This window comes from Phaeobacter sp. JH20_26 (assembly GCF_048056275.1).
Taxonomy (GTDB): domain Bacteria; phylum Pseudomonadota; class Alphaproteobacteria; order Rhodobacterales; family Rhodobacteraceae; genus Phaeobacter; species Phaeobacter bryozoorum.
Window position 1 is genome coordinate 24,534 of sequence record NZ_JAYMWL010000009.1, and the last position, 17,720, is coordinate 42,253.

Sequence of the window (17,720 nt, forward strand, 5' to 3'; positions counted from 1 at the left end):
TGAGAGTGTTAATAAATCCTTAAAATACGACTCGAGGCAGAGCATCAATCGCCGTGGATCCACCGTAACAGCGGGGCCACAGAGCAGATCGGACATCGCGTCGCCCTAAGGCGGCGCAGGGGCACCCCTTGCGGAGGTGTCATGTTCCAGACCATGCGCTGCCTCATCGTAAGGAGGTGAGACAAGACAATGGTTGCAGCATCCGAGCTGACATATGACATAAACGCCACTGCGGTGCAGATGGCCGAGACCATCTTTGGCGATGGCGTGCAGGTGATCAGCGCAAGCTACACCGGTGACACCCGCGCGTCGGCTATTTATTCCAACGGTGACTCTATTGCGCCCGGTGCGACGCCGTCGGACACCGGAATCATCCTCTCCACCGGGCAGGCCAGCGCCTATACCAACTCAACCGGAGAGGCCAACCAATCCACCAATCAGACCACCGCAAGCGACGGCCCCAACGGAGATCCCACGTTCAATGCCGCCGCTGGCACGCAGACCTTCGACGCCTCCTATCTGGATGTCACGTTTGTGCCCGATGGCTCGGTGATGACGATTCAATTTGTCTTCGCCTCAGAGGAATACCCGGAATACCAGGATTCTGTCTTTCAGGATTTTGTAGGCGTCTGGGTCAACGGCGAGATGGTCAATCTGGAGTTCGGCAACGGCGATACCGATCCCGGCAACGTGAACTCCAATACGAACTCCAATATCTATCTCGACAACGCCAACGACGACTACAACACCGAAATGGATGGTCTGACCGTCACGATGACGCTGACCATGCAGGTTGATCCGGGCGTGGAAAACACCATCCGGATCGGCATCGCCGATGTGTCGGATGGCAGCTACGACAGCAATCTTCTGATCGCTGCCGATTCGGCACAAACCGATGTGATCGCGCAGACCGATTTCGCCCGTGTTGATGCCAATGGATCCCGGGTGGTCAATGTGCTGGCCAATGACACCAACACCTCCACAAGCACGCTGACGATCACCCATATCAATGGGGTCGCGGTTGTCGCCGGGGACGTTGTTACCCTTGGCACCGGCCAGCAGGTTCAGCTGAATGCAAACGGCACGCTGACCCTGATCGGCGATGGCGACGTCGAGGACTTCGCCTTTACCTATACAGCCAGCAACGGCACCAATAGTGACGTTGGCTATGTCGAGGCCACCAGCATCCCCTGCTTTGTGACCGGCAGTCGCCTGCTGACCGACAAGGGGCTGCAACCTGTCGAGACCCTGCGGCCCGGCGATCTGGTCATGACGCGCGACAACGGCTTGCAGCCGCTACGTTGGATCGGCTCAAGGCAGGTTCAGGCCGAGGGGCGGTTTGCTCCGATCTGTATCAAGGCGGGTGCGCTTGGAGATCATGAAGAACTCTGGGTATCGCCACAGCACCGCATCTTTCTCAGCGACGGGATGGCAGAGATGCTCTTTGGCGCCCATGAGGTACTGATCGCAGCAAAAGATCTTATCAACGATCAGTCGATTACCCGCCGCCCGGGAGGTCGGGTGACCTATGTGCATGTGATGTTCGATGAGCATCAGCTGGTCATCAGTGAAGGCCTGTTGACCGAGAGTTTCCTGCCGGGACCACAGACCAGCCGACATTTCGACGCTGACGTTCTGGCCGAGTTGCAAGCGCTGTTCCCGGAGCTGGATCCGCTCACCGGAAAAGGGTACGGCCCCGCGGCGCGCCCCAGCCTGCGCAGCTATGAAGCGCGGCTTCTGCGTGCCACGCTTGCAGCGCGCTGATCGGATGAGCTGGCTGGCAACACGCAGCATCGAACGGGCGTCCATCGCGGTTGCGGTGACTGAACGCGAGACCTGCCTCAACGCTCCCGACGACATTTTGATGACACGGGGCAGCCTGTGTCTGGATCTGTCGCTGGACGAGGCCAGGCCGAGCGGCGACCTGCTGCTGCTGGACCGTTCGGTGGATGATTGCCAAGGTTGGCCGCTGCTGTTGCGGCTCAGACGCAACCTGGGCTGCGGCGTCACCCTGACGCTCAGCCAGCCCGGCTGCCATCTGGACCAACGCATCCTCGCCCCGAACCCTTCTGGCAGCGAAAGCAACGCGGCACGTCTGATCTATTCCTGGGATAGTCTGGCACGCTGGGGGCGACTTGCGCTGATGACCGCCTCGGGGAGCACTATCGCAACGGCCGACCTGCAGGCGCCGCCACCGCTGCGCATCGGCGATGCAAGAACGCTTCTCGCAGCGCTGCCCGCCTCAGCCGAGGCCTGCGGCCTGCTTTCCGCCTCTCTCAGCAGCGAAATCGTACAGATGGCACCACTGGGCGGGCTGGAGCCACACACCAAGGTTGCCACGCCGGACGGCAATATACCCTTGGGGCAGCTGCAACGCGGAGATCTGGTCCTGACACCCGAAGGAGAAGCTGTTCCGGTCCTGCATCGGCTAGATCGCCGCGTCCCCGCGATTGGCCATGATACGCCCCTGCGACTGCGCGCACCGTTCTTCGGGCTGACAGATGATCTGCTGCTGGCGCCGCAGCAGCCACTGGTGGTCTCGGGAACCGATGTCGACTACCTTTTTGGTCGTCCAGACGTCCGTCTGACTGCGGCGATGATGCTGGGGACTGCGCTGGTAACGCAAGCTGATACCGATCCTACCGATGACCCTCAGGCTCCCTGCCCGCTGGTCGATCTGGCGCAGCTCATCCTGCCACGCCATGAGCGTTTCATAGCGGCAGGCACCGCGGTCGAGAGCCTTTATCTGGGGCGTTTGCGCCGCAACCGCGCCGCCTATGACGCCAGCGCACTGGCGCATCTGGACCGCAATACGATTCCCGAACATGCAGTGGACCCGGCCCCGTTGCTGCGCAGCTTTGATGCCGCAGTTCTGGCAGAACGACGCATCGCCTGACCACGACGCTTGCCTGAGCCTGTGGGACATTCTAAGGACAAAACGAATGATGTCTCATGGGGTTCTATCGTTCCGTTGCGCCGTTTTCTTGCTCCATTTGTCCTGATCTATCTGCTGTGGGGGCTGGCAGCGGCCGCCGAGACTCTGACTGTCAGCACGGTCACGCGCCCGCCGTTTTCGATGACAGAGGGTGATCGCGACACCGGGTTTTCCATTGATCTGGTGCGCAGCCTGAGCGACCGGCTGGGCTGGGATTATCAGCTGGTGCGGACAGATACATTCGGCGAAATGCTGGATCTGGTGCGCAGCGGCCAGGTGGATATGGCAGCGGCCAATATTTCGATCACCTCGGCACGCGAAACCGAAATGGACTTCAGCCACCCGATCTTCGAAAGCGGTCTGCGGATCATGGTAGCGGCCGCCGATGTCCGTGCGCCCTCATTGATCCGCGTGCTGTTTTCCGCCGACCTGATGATTGCAATTGCAGTCGCTGTGGTCCTGCTGATGGGGGGCGGGATGCTGATGTGGGGCCTGGAGCGACGTGCCCAGCCCTATTTCGACCGCCCACTGAAAGAGGCCTGGTTCCCCTCCTTCTGGTGGGCGCTGAACCTCGTGGTCAACGGCGGCTTTGAGGAACGCGTCCCACGCACCCCGATTGGGCGCATATTTGGCGTTATCCTCGTCGTCTCATCCCTGTTCGTAGTGTCGCTTTTCGTGGCCAAGATCACAGCTGTCATGACGGTCGAGGCGATCAGCGGGTCGATCAATTCGGTGAATGACCTCTATGACAAGGACGTCGGCACACTCGACGGCTCTACGGCGGCGCGGTTTCTCGAACGCCGTGACATCAGCTATCGCGGATATTCGGATCTGGCGTCCTTGCTGAAGGATTTCGAAAGCGGTGAGACCAGGGTTGTCGTCTTCGACGCCCCGGTTCTGGACCACTACATGGAAGGCGAAGGTCGTCTGCATGGCCGCGCCGTCGGACAGGTATTCCTGCGCGAGGACTACGGCTTGCTGCTCCCCGATAGCTCCGAGCATCTGGAAGATATCAACCGCGCGCTGCTGGCCCTACGCGAAAACGGCGAATACGACGATATCTATCGAAAGTGGTTCGGCAAGGCGCCCTGACCTGACACCCCGTCGCCGTTTAGGCGGCAGTCTGGTCGGCAGACGCGAGGCCTGCGTGCTAGTGCAGGGTTGCAGGCCCGTCGTCAAAAAAGGGCGTCATCTGCGCAACGATCACCGAATTCTCATCCAGTGCACGTTGCATCAGCTCACGTTCCTCATCCGAGATGTCGTGATCCTCGGCCTCGCGATCGGCCAATGTGCCATAGCCGGTGACATCCAGCGGCGCGGTATCGGCCTGCTTCAGAATTGCAACGGTTTCACGCACGGCTTCAGCCTCATCCACGCCAGAGGCATAGATCATCAGGGCGGCACCAGTGGCCCCTTCGGGCAGACCATCACCTTCCTTGCGACCGATCTGAACCACAAGCGTGTAGACCTGCTGACGAGAGATTTTCTTTTTTTCCATGCGCTCGCCATATCCCTGCGGCATGGGTTTGGTCAATACGGATCGCCGCTTGGTCGGCCGATCTAATAGCGGCTGCGCATCTGGTAGCCGGGATGGAAACTCATCCGAACAAAGGTGACCGGCTGGGCCTGAAACCAGGTCGACCGCTCCATCTGGAACAGTGGCGCGCCAACCGGACAGGCAAGATACTCGGCCAATTCAGCATCCGCAGCAATGGCACCAAAGCTCAGCTCGGCGGTGGAAAACGGCACCTCGGCGAGCAGCCATTCATTTGGTCCGACCGCACTAAAATCGGCCTCTGTCACCTTTGGCACCGCGGCGATATTGATCCAGCGATCTTCATATTGGAACGGCTGGTTGTCGCCATAGTGCATGGCGCGCACGTGCAAAACGGGCGACGCTGGTGCCAGTTGCAATTGCGACGCCAGCCAGCCCGGCGCCGGACCCTCTCTCCGGTGGACCAATGCGTAACGGTAGGTGGCATTTCGGTCCTCGACCAGCTGCCGCGTCAGCGTGATCTCCAGCTTGGCTTGTTTCACGGGTAACATTGCCACCCGCGTTCCGCTTTTACGCTTGCGGTCGATGATACCTCGCTCCGCCAGCTCACGCAGCGCACGGTTCACAGTGGCGCGGGCACATCCGAACTCCTCAGCCAGTTCCTGCTCTGTCGGCAACAGGTCGCCCTGCGCCCAGACCCGGTCCTGAATGCGTTTTAGCACGTTGTCACGGACATCCTGAAAACCCATTTTTGTCCGTTCTACCATACCTGTCCCCCAGTCTGCTCGACCATTACTCCAGCAGCCAGCGCGCAGCAGTGTCTTCTGTTAAAGCGCGTCAAGGAGCGCAGCAACCGCTGAGGCATAAGCCGCGATGATCTGATCCCGCTTTGCATGGCGCCCGCCGCTGACGACATGACGCCCTGCAGACCAGACATCGCTGACCACGGAATCATCGGAAGCAAAGCAAAGACCATCAAGGAACTGGTCCGGGCGCAGCGCACATAGTGAGACATGCGTCGTATCAAAAGCCATCAGATCCGCCAGAGCACCGACTTCCAGACGACCGGCCTCGCGGCCAAGCGCCTGCGCACCACCCTCGGCCGCACCCAGATATAGGGTCGTTCCGACGGACCCCTCTTGCGGTACCATCACATTACGCGCCAGATCCCGCAGCCGCTGCGAATATTCAAGCATGCGCAGCTCTTCCGACAGGGAAATCCGCACGTTGGAATCTGATCCGACACCGAAATGCCCTCCGTGGCTCAGAAACGCCGCACCGTTGAAGGGACCGTCGCCCAGGTTGGCTTCGGTAATCGGGCAGAGGCCGGCCACGGCACCGCTCTGCGCCAGATCGCGGGTTTCCTGCGCTGTCATATGGGTCGCATGGATAAGGCACCAATCTGCGCCGACACCGCAATTCTCCAGCAACCACTCTACCGGTCTCGCTCCCAGCCAAGTGCTGATATCGGTCACTTCCTGCGGTTGCTCTGCAATATGCATATGCACCGGCGTGCCCGACCGCAGCGACAGGATCTCTTGCAGATCCTGTGGTGCGGTTGCCCGCAGCGAATGCGGCGCAATGCCGACACGCGCATCTGACGGCAGGCTCTTCGTCAGCATCGAACGACAATCGGACAGAAGGTCCGCATAGCGCGCCACATCATTGCCAAACCGCTGCTGACCCCCGGAAAGAGGCACCTGCCCTGCCCCGCCATAGCTGTATAAAACCGGCAGATGGGTCAGTCCGATCCCGGTCAGGTCCGCCGCCGCAAAGACCCGATTGCTCAACTCGCCCAGCGCGGCATAGGGCCGTCCCCCGGGTTGGTGGTGCACATAGTGGAACTCCCCAACCGAGGCATAACCCGCCTCCAGCATTTCCATGAAGACCAGTCCAGCAATCGCCTCATAGTGTTCGGGTGTCAGGTGATCGACAAATTGATACATCAGCTTGCGCCATGACCAGAAACTCTCTTTCCCCGAGACGCGCGTTTCGGTCATGCCCGCCATGGCCCGCTGGAAACTGTGAGAATGCAGATTGGCGAGGGCCGGGACCAGCGCCATGACACAATGATCTTGAGGCTGTGCAAACGCGCCGGGTTCAAGCGTGACGATCCGGCCATCCGCAACCGTCAATCGCAGATCAATGACCCACCCCTGAGGCAGGCGCGCGTGGTGTGCAAATATTGACTGCATTTGCCCCTCTTATGTATAGACATAATAATGTTATATACATACATTCATATCATCAAGCTTTTTGCGAGGATGCCATGAACAGCCCCCGTTCCTATCTGATCTGCGACGCTACGCTAGCCACGATGGCCGATAGGGACGCCCCCTACGGTCTGATCAGAGACGGTATCGTCGCAGTGAAAGACGGCAGCATCCAGTGGGTCGGCCCAGAGGATCAGCTGCCTGAAGACTATGAAAACTGGGGTCGTGTCTCGATGGGTGGGCGCCTGATCACACCGGGTTTGGTCGACTGTCACACCCATATCGTCTTTGGCGGCAACCGGGCGCTGGAGTTCGAAATGCGCCTGAATGGGGCCTCTTATGAAGAGGTCGCACGCGCTGGGGGTGGCATCGTTTCGACCGTTTCAGCCACCCGCGAGGCGTCGCTGGAGCAGCTGGTACAGGGTGCGCTGCCGCGTCTGGATGCCCTGATCGCCGAAGGTGCCACGGTGGTGGAGGTGAAATCCGGCTACGGGCTGGACCTGACCACGGAGCTGAACATGCTGCGCGCCGCCCGCCGTCTGGGCGAACTGCGCCCGGTGACGGTCAAGACCACCTTCCTTGGCGCCCATGCCACGCCGGGCGAGTACAAGGGCCGGGACGACGACTACATCGATCAGGTCTGCATCCCCGCCCTGCGCGCCGCTTTTGCGGAGGGGCTGGTGGATGCGGTCGACGGCTTCTGCGAAAACATCGCCTTTGCGCCTGCCCAGATCGGACGGGTGTTCAAGGTTGCCAAGGAACTTGGCCTGCCGGTGAAACTGCATGCCGAGCAGCTGAGCCACCAGGGCGGCACCGCATTGGCGGCAAAGTACGGTGCGTTGTCAGTCGATCACGTGGAATACGCCACCGAAGACGACGCCCGGGCGATGGCCGCCTCCGGCTCCGTCGCGGTGATCCTGCCGGGTGCGTTCTATACCATCCGCGAAACCCAGATGCCGCCGGTTGATCACTTCCGGACCCACGGCGTGCCGATGGCGCTGGCGACCGACTGCAACCCCGGCTCCTCGCCGCTGACCTCGCTTCTGCTGACGATGAACATGGGCTGCACCCTGTTCCGGATGACCCCGGAGGAGGCGCTGGCAGGCGTCACACGCAACGCAGCCCGGGCGCTGGGGCTGACGGACCGCGGAGAGATTTCCGCCGGTACGCGCGCCGATCTGGCGGTCTGGGACGTGGAAACGCCCGGCGAGCTCGCCTACCGCATCGGCTTCAACCCGCTTTACACCCGTATCTATGAGGGCAAACAATGATCGAGATGATCCCCGGGACGGTGACGCTGTCCACGCTGGAAGATATCTACCGCAACCTGACCCCGGCCCGGCTGGATGCCTCGGCCCGTGCGCCGGTTGAGGCCGCAGCGCAGATGGTGGCGGATGCCGCTGCCGGAGAAGAGGCGGTCTATGGCATCAACACCGGCTTCGGCAAGCTGGCCTCGACCAAGATCGCGTCGGCTGACACCGCCACCCTGCAGCGCAACCTGATCCTCAGCCACTGCTGCGGGGTGGGGGAGGCGCTGCCGGAAGATAAAACCCGGCTGATGATGACGCTGAAACTGCTGTCGATGGGCCGCGGCGCCTCGGGCGTGCGCTGGCTGGTGATCGAACAGATCGAGCAGATGCTGGAACGCGGCGTCGTGCCGGTGATCCCGTCGCAGGGGTCCGTCGGCGCTTCCGGCGATCTGGCACCGCTGGCGCATATGGCGGCGGCGATGATCGGGGCAGGGGAGGCGACATATGAGGGCACCCGCATGTCCAGCGCGGATGCGCTGAAAAAGGCCGGGTTAGAGCCTATTGTGCTCGGCCCCAAGGAAGGCCTGGGGCTGATCAACGGCACCCAGTTCTCCACCGCCTGCGCGCTGGCCGGTCTGTTTGACGCCTGGCGCATGGCGGAGGCCTCGATGGCGATTGCCTCGCTGACCACCGACGCCATCATGGGCTCCACCGCGCCGCTGGTGGCGGACATCCACTCCTTGCGCGGCCATGCCGGGCAAATCGATGTGGCGCGGGAAATGCGCGATATCATGGATGGGTCCGAGATCCGCGAAAGCCACCGCGAGGGCGACACCCGGGTGCAGGATCCCTATTGCATCCGCTGCCAGCCGCAGGTGGTGGGCGCGGCGCTGGACGTGCTGCGGATGGCTGCCCGGACGTTGGAGATCGAGGCCAACGCCGTAACGGATAATCCGCTAGTGCTGGTGAACGAGGGGCGCATCGTCTCCGGCGGCAACTTCCACGCCGAATACGTGGGCTTTGCCGCCGACCATATCGCGCTTGCCGTGGCCGAAATCGGTGCCATTGCGCAGCGCCGGGTGGCGCTGATGGTGGACCCGACCCTGAGCCACGATCTGCCGCCGTTCCTGACGCCTGACCCGGGCCTGAACTCCGGCTTCATGATCGCCGAGGTGACCACCGCCGCGCTGATGAGCGAGAACAAGCATCTGGCCAATCCCTGCGTGACCGACTCGACGCCCACATCGGCCAACCAGGAGGACCACGTGTCGATGGCGGCCCATGGCGCGCTGCGGCTGGGACGGATGACCGCCAACCTGTCGGTGATCTTGGGCGTCGAAATGCTCTGCGCCGCGCAGGGGGTGGAGGCGCGTGCGCCGCTGCAGACCTCCGCCCGCCTGCAGGACGTGCTCGCCATGCTGCGGGCAGAAATCCCCGCACTGGCAGAGGACCGCTATCTGGCGCCGGATATCGAAGCTGCCAGCGCCATGGTCCGCGCAGGCCGGGTTGCTGAGGCCGCAGGCGTCAAGGTGGCGGCATGATCGAGGTCACCCAAGGGTCGTCGCCGCTGGTGCTGGGCCTGCCCCACACCGGCACCGATGTGCCAGCGGAAATCTGGGAGTGTCTGAACGACACCGGCAGGGCGCTGGCCGACACAGACTGGCATATCCATGACCTGTATTCTGGGCTGGCGGAGGACATCACAACCGTCCGAACGCCGGTCCACCGCTATGTGATCGACGTGAACCGCGATCCCGCCGGTATCAGTCTCTATCCGGGGCAAAACACCACCACCCTGGTGCCGCTGACCGATTTCGACGGGCTGCCGATCTGGCAGGACGTCAAGGCGCCGGGCGAGATCGAAATCGCACGACGCCGCGACGCCTATCACGCGCCCTACCACGCCGCGCTGGCGGCAGAGCTGGAGCGGGTGAAGGCCCTCCACGGCTTTGCCATCCTCTATGACTGCCACTCGATCCGCGGCGACATCCCGTTCCTGTTCGAGGGCCGCCTGCCGGATTTCAACGTGGGCACCAACATGGGCACCACCTGCGCGCCTGAAATCGAGGCGCTGACCGTGGCCCGTTGCGAGGCGGCGGAGGGTTATACCTCCACCCTCAACGGGCGCTTCAAAGGCGGCTGGACCACCCGCCATTACGGGCGGCCTGCCGACGGGCTGCACGCGATCCAGATGGAACTGGCGCAGGCCACATACTGCCAGGAAAGCCCCCCCTGGACCTATCTGCCGGAGCGCGCGGAACAGCTGCGCGCCCATCTCACCCGAATTCTGACTGATCTCAAAAACTGGAGGCCCTCGGCATGAGCGATCCCCGCAAGAACACCCGCGACATCTTCCCGCCCACCGGCCCGGAAATCACCGCCAAGTCCTGGATGACTGAGGCGCCGATGCGGATGATGATGAACAACCTGCATCCAGACGTTGCGGAAAACCCGCATGAGCTGGTGGTCTACGGCGGCATCGGCCGCGCCGCGCGCACCTGGAAGGATTTCGACATGATCGTCGAGACCCTCAAGAACCTGGAGGAAGACCAGACCCTGATGGTGCAGTCCGGCAAGCCGGTGGGCGTGTTCCAGACCCACAAGGATGCGCCGCGGGTGCTGATCGCCAACTCCAACCTGGTGCCGCATTGGGCCAACTGGGACCACTTCAACGAGCTCGATAAGAAGGGCCTGATGATGTACGGCCAGATGACCGCTGGTTCGTGGATCTATATCGGCACGCAAGGGATCGTGCAGGGCACCTATGAAACCTTTGCCGAGGCCGGCCGCCAGCACTACGGCGGCGACCTCAAGGGCAAGTGGATCCTGACCGGCGGCCTGGGCGGCATGGGCGGCGCGCAGCCGCTGGCAGCCGTGTTTGCCGGTGCCTGCTGCCTGGCGGTGGAGTGCAACCCCGACAGCATCGACTTCCGCCTGCGCACCAAATACCTGGACGAGAAGGCTGAAACCCTGGACGAAGCGCTGGAGATGATCGAGCGCTGGACCGCGGCGGGCGAGGCGAAATCCGTGGGCCTTCTGGGCAACGCGGCTGAGATCTTCCCGGAGCTGGTGAAGCGCGCCGAAGCAGGCGGCATCCGTCCTGATATCGTCACCGACCAGACCTCTGCCCACGACCCGGTCAACGGCTACCTGCCGCTGGGCTGGACCATGGGTGAGTGGAAAGAGCGCCGCGAAACGGACAAGAAAGCGGTTGAAAAGGCCGCCCGTGCCAGTATGCGCGTGCAGGTCAAGGCGATGTGCGATTTCCACGCGATGGGCGTTCCCACCGTCGACTACGGCAACAACATCCGCCAGATGGCGCTGGAGGAGGGGCTGGAGAACGCCTTTGACTTCCCCGGCTTTGTGCCCGCCTATATCCGCCCGCTGTTCTGCAAGGGCATCGGCCCGTTCCGCTGGTGCGCGCTGTCGGGCGATCCGGAGGACATCCGCAAGACAGACGCCAAGATGAAGGAGCTGTTCCCGGAGAACGAGGGCCTGCACCGCTGGCTGGATATGGCGCAGGAGCGCATCGCGTTCCAGGGCCTGCCCGCGCGGATCTGCTGGATCGGCCTCGGCGACCGCCACAAGGCGGGCCTCGCCTTCAACGAGATGGTCCGCAATGGCGAGCTGTCAGCGCCGGTCGTCATTGGCCGGGACCATCTGGATTCGGGTTCCGTGGCCTCCCCGAACCGCGAGACCGAGGCGATGATGGACGGCTCCGACGCGGTGTCCGACTGGCCGCTCTTGAACGCTCTACTGAACACCGCTTCCGGGGCGACCTGGGTGTCGCTGCACCACGGCGGCGGCGTTGGCATGGGCTTCTCGCAGCATTCCGGCGTGGTGATCTGCTGCGACGGCACCGAGGACGCAGACCGCCGTATCGGACGGGTGCTGTGGAACGACCCGGCCACCGGCGTCATGCGCCATGCGGATGCAGGCTATGACATTGCCAAGGACTGCGCGCGCGAACACGGGCTGAACCTGCCCGGTATCCTCTAACGCCAATGGGGCTCTGCCCCTCGGCCTAACGGCCTCACCCCAGAGTATTTGGAGAAAAGTGACAGCTCGGCCTACCTGTCATCTTTCCAAGAATACTCTGGGGACCGGGGCAAGGCCCCGGCAATTAGCACAAATAAAAACGCGCCCTGTGGGGCGCGTTCCATGCGCTCGAACTGCAGGGATGGGATCAGTCGCGCAGCAGCTCGTTGATCCCGGTCTTGGATCGGGTTCTTTCGTCTACCCGTTTCACGATCACCGCACAGTAGAGGTTGACGCCATTTTTTGAGGGCATGGAGCCGGCGACCACCACCGAATAAGGCGGCACTTCGCCATACATGACTTCACCGGTCTCGCGGTCCACGATCTTGGTTGATTGGCCGATGAACACACCCATTCCAAGGACAGATCCTTCACGCACGATGCAGCCTTCAACCACTTCGGAGCGCGCGCCAATAAAGCAATTGTCTTCAATGATGGTCGGGCCTGCCTGCATCGGCTCCAACACACCGCCAATACCGACACCACCGGAAAGATGCACATTCTTGCCGATCTGAGCGCAGGAGCCAACGGTTGCCCAGGTGTCGACCATCGTGCCTTCGTCGACATAGGCACCAAGGTTCACGAAGGATGGCATCAGGACCACGCCGGGGGCGATATAGGCCGATTTGCGAACAACGCAGTTGGGAACGGCCCGGAATCCCGCCTCTTTCCATTCGGATGCGCGCCACCCTTTGAACTTGCTATCGACCTTGTCCCACCACCCAGAACCCTGGGGGCCGCCGGATTGCTCTTCCATATCCTTGATGCGGAAGCCCAGAAGAACGGCTTTCTTGGCCCATTGATTGACATGCCAATCCCCGTTGTCCTGGCGCTCGGCCACGCGCAGTTTACCCGAATCCAGGGCGTTCAACGTGTCTTCGATAGCCTCGCGCTGCTCACCTGTGGTGGCGGATGTGATGGTGTCACGGGCCTCCCAAGCGGCCTCGATTGCGGTTTCCAGCTGGGCGTTGGACATCTGGGGTTTCTCCGGCGTGTGGTTGGTTTCGCCGCTACATAACCTCATTTTACTCCGGGGTCATGTGCGGATTGCGTCAATATCCCCACCCGCAGCGGCCAATCGTGGCGGCAGCGGCGTGGTTCTAGCGGACCCGCCGCAGATGGCGGCGTAGAATATCGCAGGCGGTGGTTACATCCCGACGTCGCATGGCCTGCACGATCAGCGCATGATCGGTGTCGACACGTTGGCTCCAGCGGTGTTTCCAATTGGCAAAAAGATGACGAGCCGAGGCAATATGCAGGTCGTCAATTGTCGCCAACAAACGCGGCATTGCACAGGGCGACAAGATGACCCGGTGAAAGGCGCGGTTCTTTTGCTCCCAATCGGCCATGTCTGTTGCGGCATCGCAGGCGAGTCTTGCGGTGTCTGCGGCTTCCAGCTCCGAGGGTCCCAGATGGGCAAAGGCGTTTTGCAAGGCCAGCAGCTCGAGCGAGACGCGCATTTCGATGACTTCGCGTATTTCCGAAGGATCCAATGCTGTCACCCGCATGCCACGCCGTGGAATCGACTGGGCAAGTCCGTGCGCCTCCAGTCTCAACAGGGCCTCGCGCACCGGAACGTGGCTGGCGTTGAACTCGCGTGCAATATGGTCCTGACGCAGCTTTTCGCCGGCAGGCAGAGCGCCGGTCACGATCCGTTCGCTCAGCGCGTGGTAAATTCGGTCGGAGATCGTAGCGCTCATGCAGCGTCGCTCCGACGTCGGGGCTCGATCACAGATCCCGGCCCAGCGCTATGCAGGATCATGAGGTGCCTCCAACTGGATCATTGGCGATATTGCCACCGCAGAGCAGCACCGCAACCCGCTCACCTGCTGCCGGCTGGTAGATGCCGCTGGTCAGAGCAGCCAATGCGGTTGCCCCTGCCGGCTCCACCAGCAGGCGGCGTTCCTGCCACAGCGCCGTCTGGGCCGCGGTGATTGCATCGTCGGGCACCGTCACCGAGGTCACCGCATGTGATTGAGCCTCAGCCAGCTCGTAGCAGATATTGCCGATCCGCCGCGCGCCGAGAGCGTTTGCAGCCACGCCTGAAACCTCAACATCGACGGGCTTGCCGGCGGCAAGCGCGCTATTTAAGGCCGAACTGGTTTCCGGCTCAACCGCCACGATCCTCTTCGATCCGCCGTACCAGGCCATGGCGCCCGCTATAAGCCCGCCTCCGCCCACCGCAATCAATAGCGTGTCAGCCACGAGCCCCTGTGCGTCCCATTCCGCAAAGCAGGTGCCCTGCCCGATAACCGTTGCCGGTGCGTCATAGGCATGGACCTGCATTGCACCAGTCCGCTGCTCGTAGGCCTGCGCTTTCTCAAGGGCATTGGCATAGGCGCCCGGAACAACCTCGAGATCCGCGCCGCAGGCTCTGATCAATGCGATCTTTGCCGGGCCAGCCATTTCCGGAACATATACACGCGCGCGAAAGCCGAGCCTCTTGGCAGCGTAGGCGACCGCCGCGCCATGATTGCCGCCGGATGCAGCCACCAGCCCAACCTCCGGCACCGATCCGCCCAAAAGCGTGTTGAAGGCACCACGCGCCTTGAAGCTGCCGGTGTGCTGCATATGCTCCAGCTTCATCATGATCGGATGGTCGAAGCCGAAGCCGACGGTTTCCAATATCGGTGTGCGCTGAATATACGGGCGGATCCGCGTTTCAGCGGCGCCAATATCTTGTGTCCAATGCATGAGCAGTCCTCTTTTCCCGTCGGCGCGCTGACCGTAAGCCCTGTGCCAGCTTGTGCAAGCCCTCCTTGCATCTTCGATGGGCTTCACCCCGGATCACCTTCATATCAAGGCGATGGATCCGGGCTAGCGTCACGCCCGCCAAAGCGGTAGAAATAGAACTCCGTATTTTTTGAAATAACATAGCAGGTTTGCAATGAATGACGATCGCCATAGCCGATTCCGGGATGCACATTCTGACAGGGATCGCGCCGAGCATATGCCATCGACACCGCAGACCGAATCTCCGGCATACCGGCTGGCCTTTGCAGACGAAGATTTTCTCTGTCGCGAGGAGCTGCGCCCGGTTCGGTTGCAGCTTGAGCTGCTGAAACCGCAGTTGATGCTGGATGAGCATGGTATCGAAAGCACCATCGTCATGTTCGGTGGTGCACGTATCCCGGCGCCAAAAGACAAGGCGCAAGCGCGCACGCAGACGCTTCGGGACCTGTCCCATTTCTACGATGAAGCTCGCAAGTTCGCCAAGCTCATGACCGAGAAATCAATGACCACAGGTGGCAGGAAAGATGTCATCGTGACCGGCGGCGGACCTGGGGTGATGGAAGCAGGCAATCGCGGCGCAGTTGACGCCGGCGGCGCCTCTGTCGGGCTGAATATCGTGCTGCCCCATGAGCAGGCACCAAATGAATTTGTCACGCCGGAACTCTGCTTTAACTTCCACTATTTTGCGATCCGGAAGATGCATTTCCTGATGCGCGCCCGGGCCATTACCGTGTTTCCCGGCGGCTTTGGCACGCTGGACGAGATGTTCGAAAGCCTGACGCTGATCCAGACCGGCCGCATGGAACGCGTACCTTTCCTGCTGTTTGGCCGTGAGTTCTGGGAAAAAATCATCAACTGGGACGCTCTGGCGGATGCCGGAACCATCTCGGAGGAAGATCTTGACCTGTTCCGGTTCGTGGAAACCGCCGAGGAGGCGATTCACATCATCGACAATTGGGAGCCGGCACCGCCCCGTGACAGCTTGCCCGGTCGTAACGGCTGATTACCCAGGAATCCCCGTCGCGCGGCCAAGCGCGCGTGGCGGGGCCTGCCGAAGGGAACCGACCCTAGAAAGGGATGACTCAGGCGAATTCAGGCGGCAGAACACCCAGTGGCTTGCCGTGGGGCAGACGTGTCAAAACTTGCGCGCCTTCGATATCCTTGATCGCATAACCATAGCCACGCAGGCGAAACTTCCATTCACGCGGACTCAACGCCTTGCCACGTTCCTCGCGAACCAGATCCAATACGGTGGGCTCAATCGGCGCAGCGGCCGCTGTATGACTTGCCATGATCTCTTTCCCTTCCATCGACTGTCTACAATTTGGAAACTGTTCCGTCGGAATGGCGGAAATGTACCCGGATTGTGGAAATTTCTGGGCAGCACCCCGATTCTTGGTATGCGCAGCAGTAAATACGCGCCGACAACGCAAGATCAGACCAACTGGTGACGATTCAATCGGTGACCGCTCCTGTTCCCCGGTCGCGACAGTTCTCAATCATCAGAATCGGTCAAATTTAATGCTATTGTTCACAATGTGAGGCTTTGGCGCCGAAACGCCATTTTTCGCAGCCCCTAGGAGCGACATCCGAGAGGGAGCCAGGGCGATCAGGTTAAGCCTCTGAATAAACAGAAATATCAAGCGCATCACAGAACTGAAACTTGGGGTACCGACCGGCCCAGTTCGTGCCCTTTCTATCTGTAGCGGCGTCGAGCGCCCCAAAAATTCCCCAAGAATCGGCCCATCAGCGCCACATTCATTGACCAGATTGACGACAACCCAAGTGGAGTTGTCGCATGCCCCGAGTTTCGGATTATTCAGCCCTTCTATACTACCTCGACGGCGACCACTTCCGTTGGAATGCCCCGGCAGATCTGGGAACGCAGGCCATCATCACCTACAGCTTTACCGAAACAGGTAGCCTCGCGGATCCGGCTGAGAGCGACCCCTATGGCGCGACCGAATATTGGGCCTTTGATGACGATCAACGCGATCTGTTTCGCGAAAGCCTGTCTCAATACGAAGATATTTCGGGGGTGCGTTTCATCGAAGTCGAAGGCCGAGGCATGATCAATGCCTTTGGCTCGACCGGTAGCACGGCGGGCGGCTGGGCCAATATTGCGATGTCCGGGGATGGCTTCACCGGTCGCGGTGACCTGACGATCGACACAGCCATCATGACCAAGGGTACCTATGGTTATGTTACGCTTTTGCATGAGGTTGGCCATGCCCTTGGCCTGCAGCATTCGCATGATGGCGGGCTGACGCTGGACCACCACGCCGACACGCCTGAAAACACGGTAATGACATACAATCACAGCCCTACATATGTAACGGAGCTGGGTTCGTTCGACATTCAGGCGATGCAGCACGTTTATGGAAGCAGCGACAGCTTCGCAGGTTGGCAGATCCTCGGCGGTGGCAGTGATCCCATTATCATCCGAAGCACAAACGCGGCGGAAACGGTGATCGGCACCGACCAGAACACCACGATCAACGCCAGAGGTGGTAATGACCATGTTCAGGGGCGCGAGGCAGATGATACCCTGCGCGGTGCCGGTGGTAGCGATACAATAATCGGGGGCTTGGGCGAAGACCGGCTGTTCGGTGGCAGTGGTGCAGATCTCTTGATAGGCGGCACCACTGATGATGCCTATTCCGGCGGTAGCGATAGCGACATCCTCCACGGCAAGCGTGGGCACGACCTGCTCCATGGCGGATCCGGCGACGATCAACTGCTGGGCGGGGTCGGCCGTGACACGCTGGTCGGCGGCGATGGCAGCGATACGCTGACCGGCGGCTCCGGTGCGGATACTTTTGTCTTTGATCAGGCAGATGCCTATGACGTCAACCGGATCACCGACTTTGGCCGTGGCGCAGATGTGATTGACGTGTCTGGCCTCTGGATCGGCAGTCTCGACCAGCTCGACATCGTCGAAGACAACGGCAGCACCACCATCTCCTATTCCAATTGGTTCGAAGTGGAATTGACCAACTACACCGACACCCTCACGGGAGCGGATTTCATATTCAGTTGAGGCAGCCGGGGACCTG

16 protein-coding genes are annotated in these 17,720 nt (G+C 61.3%); 9 read left to right on the forward strand and 7 right to left on the reverse strand.

Features of this window, described 5'->3' with window-relative positions; all coding sequences use genetic code 11:
* The first annotated feature begins 189 nt into the window (after positions 1-189).
* From VWY60_RS03500 to VWY60_RS03510, 3 genes are all read left to right on the forward strand, one after another.
* Positions 190-1,764 carry a Hint domain-containing protein gene (locus tag VWY60_RS03500; RefSeq protein ID WP_416539837.1) on the forward strand — a complete coding sequence of 525 codons (1,575 nt, stop codon included), beginning with the start codon at positions 190-192 and terminating at the stop codon, positions 1,762-1,764.
* A 4-nt stretch (positions 1,765-1,768) separates the two neighbouring features.
* The gene (locus VWY60_RS03505) at positions 1,769-2,896 is read left to right on the forward strand and encodes a Hint domain-containing protein (RefSeq protein ID WP_416539838.1); all 1,128 of its coding nucleotides are present in this window, start codon (positions 1,769-1,771) and stop codon (positions 2,894-2,896) included.
* Positions 2,897-2,971: 75 nt separating this feature from the next.
* Positions 2,972-4,027, forward strand: a complete 1,056-nt coding sequence (locus VWY60_RS03510) for a transporter substrate-binding domain-containing protein (protein WP_416539839.1) — start codon at positions 2,972-2,974, stop codon at positions 4,025-4,027.
* A gap of 58 nt (positions 4,028-4,085) precedes the next feature.
* Here VWY60_RS03510 and VWY60_RS03515 read toward each other — a convergent pair whose 3' ends face one another.
* The 3 genes from VWY60_RS03515 to VWY60_RS03525 all read right to left on the reverse strand — a co-directional run bounded on the left by VWY60_RS03515 (position 4,086) and on the right by VWY60_RS03525 (position 6,625).
* Complete coding sequence (locus VWY60_RS03515; RefSeq protein WP_340547219.1) at positions 4,086-4,433, reverse strand: hypothetical protein; 348 nt, start codon at positions 4,431-4,433, stop codon at positions 4,086-4,088.
* Between the two features lie 62 nt (positions 4,434-4,495).
* Positions 4,496-5,197 (reverse strand): GntR family transcriptional regulator, encoded by a 702-nt coding sequence (locus VWY60_RS03520; RefSeq protein WP_340547218.1) that lies wholly within the window; start codon positions 5,195-5,197, stop codon positions 4,496-4,498.
* Positions 5,198-5,257: 60 nt separating this feature from the next.
* Entirely contained in the window at positions 5,258-6,625 is a 1,368-nt protein-coding gene (locus VWY60_RS03525; RefSeq protein WP_416539840.1) for a formimidoylglutamate deiminase, read from the reverse strand.
* 74 nt (positions 6,626-6,699) lie between these two features.
* Between VWY60_RS03525 and hutI the strand changes: the two genes are divergently transcribed.
* From hutI to hutU, 4 genes are read left to right on the forward strand one after another with little or no spacing between them, the layout of a single operon-like run.
* A complete protein-coding gene (hutI, locus tag VWY60_RS03530; RefSeq protein WP_416539841.1) occupies positions 6,700-7,914 on the forward strand; it encodes an imidazolonepropionase in 1,215 nt (404 codons plus the stop codon).
* Entirely contained in the window at positions 7,911-9,434 is a 1,524-nt protein-coding gene (gene hutH, locus VWY60_RS03535) for a histidine ammonia-lyase (RefSeq protein WP_416539842.1), read from the forward strand. Before hutI ends, hutH begins: the two co-directional genes overlap by 4 nt.
* Positions 9,431-10,216, forward strand: coding sequence for an N-formylglutamate deformylase (gene hutG / locus VWY60_RS03540; protein WP_416539843.1), 786 nt, complete (start codon positions 9,431-9,433; stop codon positions 10,214-10,216). The genes hutH and hutG overlap by 4 nt, the downstream gene beginning before the upstream one ends.
* Complete coding sequence (gene hutU / locus VWY60_RS03545) at positions 10,213-11,892, forward strand: urocanate hydratase (RefSeq protein WP_416539844.1); 1,680 nt, start codon at positions 10,213-10,215, stop codon at positions 11,890-11,892. The genes hutG and hutU overlap by 4 nt, the downstream gene beginning before the upstream one ends.
* Before the next feature lie 187 nt (positions 11,893-12,079).
* On the opposite strand, the gene dapD is transcribed toward hutU, so the two are convergent.
* From dapD to VWY60_RS03560, 3 genes are all read right to left on the reverse strand, one after another.
* Entirely contained in the window at positions 12,080-12,907 is an 828-nt protein-coding gene (gene dapD, locus VWY60_RS03550; RefSeq protein WP_340547212.1) for a 2,3,4,5-tetrahydropyridine-2,6-dicarboxylate N-succinyltransferase, read from the reverse strand.
* 124 nt (positions 12,908-13,031) lie between these two features.
* Positions 13,032-13,631, reverse strand: coding sequence for a GntR family transcriptional regulator (locus VWY60_RS03555; protein WP_340547211.1), 600 nt, complete (start codon positions 13,629-13,631; stop codon positions 13,032-13,034).
* A 58-nt stretch (positions 13,632-13,689) separates the two neighbouring features.
* Positions 13,690-14,625 carry a threonine/serine dehydratase gene (locus VWY60_RS03560; RefSeq protein WP_416539845.1) on the reverse strand — a complete coding sequence of 312 codons (936 nt, stop codon included), beginning with the start codon at positions 14,623-14,625 and terminating at the stop codon, positions 13,690-13,692.
* Positions 14,626-14,818: 193 nt separating this feature from the next.
* Here VWY60_RS03560 and VWY60_RS03565 point away from each other — a divergent pair, with 193 nt between their 5' ends.
* On the forward strand, positions 14,819-15,667 hold the full coding sequence (locus VWY60_RS03565) for an LOG family protein (protein ID WP_340547209.1): 849 nt from the start codon (positions 14,819-14,821) through the stop codon (positions 15,665-15,667).
* Positions 15,668-15,746: 79 nt separating this feature from the next.
* Here VWY60_RS03565 and VWY60_RS03570 read toward each other — a convergent pair whose 3' ends face one another.
* The gene (locus tag VWY60_RS03570) at positions 15,747-15,956 is read right to left on the reverse strand and encodes a hypothetical protein (RefSeq protein ID WP_340547208.1); all 210 of its coding nucleotides are present in this window, start codon (positions 15,954-15,956) and stop codon (positions 15,747-15,749) included.
* Positions 15,957-16,462: 506 nt separating this feature from the next.
* On the opposite strand from VWY60_RS03570, the gene VWY60_RS03575 reads away from it, so the two are divergent.
* On the forward strand, positions 16,463-17,704 hold the full coding sequence (locus tag VWY60_RS03575) for a metallopeptidase (protein WP_340547207.1): 1,242 nt from the start codon (positions 16,463-16,465) through the stop codon (positions 17,702-17,704).
* The last annotated feature ends 16 nt before the right edge of the window (positions 17,705-17,720 follow it).

Bases quoted from the DNA above. Each gene is read 5' to 3' on its own strand.
- VWY60_RS03500 (WP_416539837.1), top strand. From the start codon at position 190: ATGGTTGCAGCATCCGAGCTGACATATGACATAAACGCCACTGCGGTG.
- VWY60_RS03505 (WP_416539838.1), top strand. From the start codon at position 1,769: ATGAGCTGGCTGGCAACACGCAGCATCGAACGGGCGTCCATCGCGGTT.
- VWY60_RS03515 (WP_340547219.1), bottom strand. From the start codon at position 4,433: ATGGAAAAAAAGAAAATCTCTCGTCAGCAGGTCTACACGCTTGTGGTT.
- VWY60_RS03520 (WP_340547218.1), bottom strand. From the start codon at position 5,197: ATGGTAGAACGGACAAAAATGGGTTTTCAGGATGTCCGTGACAACGTG.
- VWY60_RS03525 (WP_416539840.1), bottom strand. From the start codon at position 6,625: ATGCAGTCAATATTTGCACACCACGCGCGCCTGCCTCAGGGGTGGGTC.
- hutI (WP_416539841.1), top strand. From the start codon at position 6,700: ATGAACAGCCCCCGTTCCTATCTGATCTGCGACGCTACGCTAGCCACG.
- hutH (WP_416539842.1), top strand. From the start codon at position 7,911: ATGATCGAGATGATCCCCGGGACGGTGACGCTGTCCACGCTGGAAGAT.
- hutG (WP_416539843.1), top strand. From the start codon at position 9,431: ATGATCGAGGTCACCCAAGGGTCGTCGCCGCTGGTGCTGGGCCTGCCC.
- hutU (WP_416539844.1), top strand. From the start codon at position 10,213: ATGAGCGATCCCCGCAAGAACACCCGCGACATCTTCCCGCCCACCGGC.
- dapD (WP_340547212.1), bottom strand. From the start codon at position 12,907: ATGTCCAACGCCCAGCTGGAAACCGCAATCGAGGCCGCTTGGGAGGCC.
- VWY60_RS03555 (WP_340547211.1), bottom strand. From the start codon at position 13,631: ATGAGCGCTACGATCTCCGACCGAATTTACCACGCGCTGAGCGAACGG.
- VWY60_RS03560 (WP_416539845.1), bottom strand. From the start codon at position 14,625: ATGCATTGGACACAAGATATTGGCGCCGCTGAAACGCGGATCCGCCCG.
- VWY60_RS03565 (WP_340547209.1), top strand. From the start codon at position 14,819: ATGAATGACGATCGCCATAGCCGATTCCGGGATGCACATTCTGACAGG.
- VWY60_RS03570 (WP_340547208.1), bottom strand. From the start codon at position 15,956: ATGGCAAGTCATACAGCGGCCGCTGCGCCGATTGAGCCCACCGTATTG.
- VWY60_RS03575 (WP_340547207.1), top strand. From the start codon at position 16,463: ATGCCCCGAGTTTCGGATTATTCAGCCCTTCTATACTACCTCGACGGC.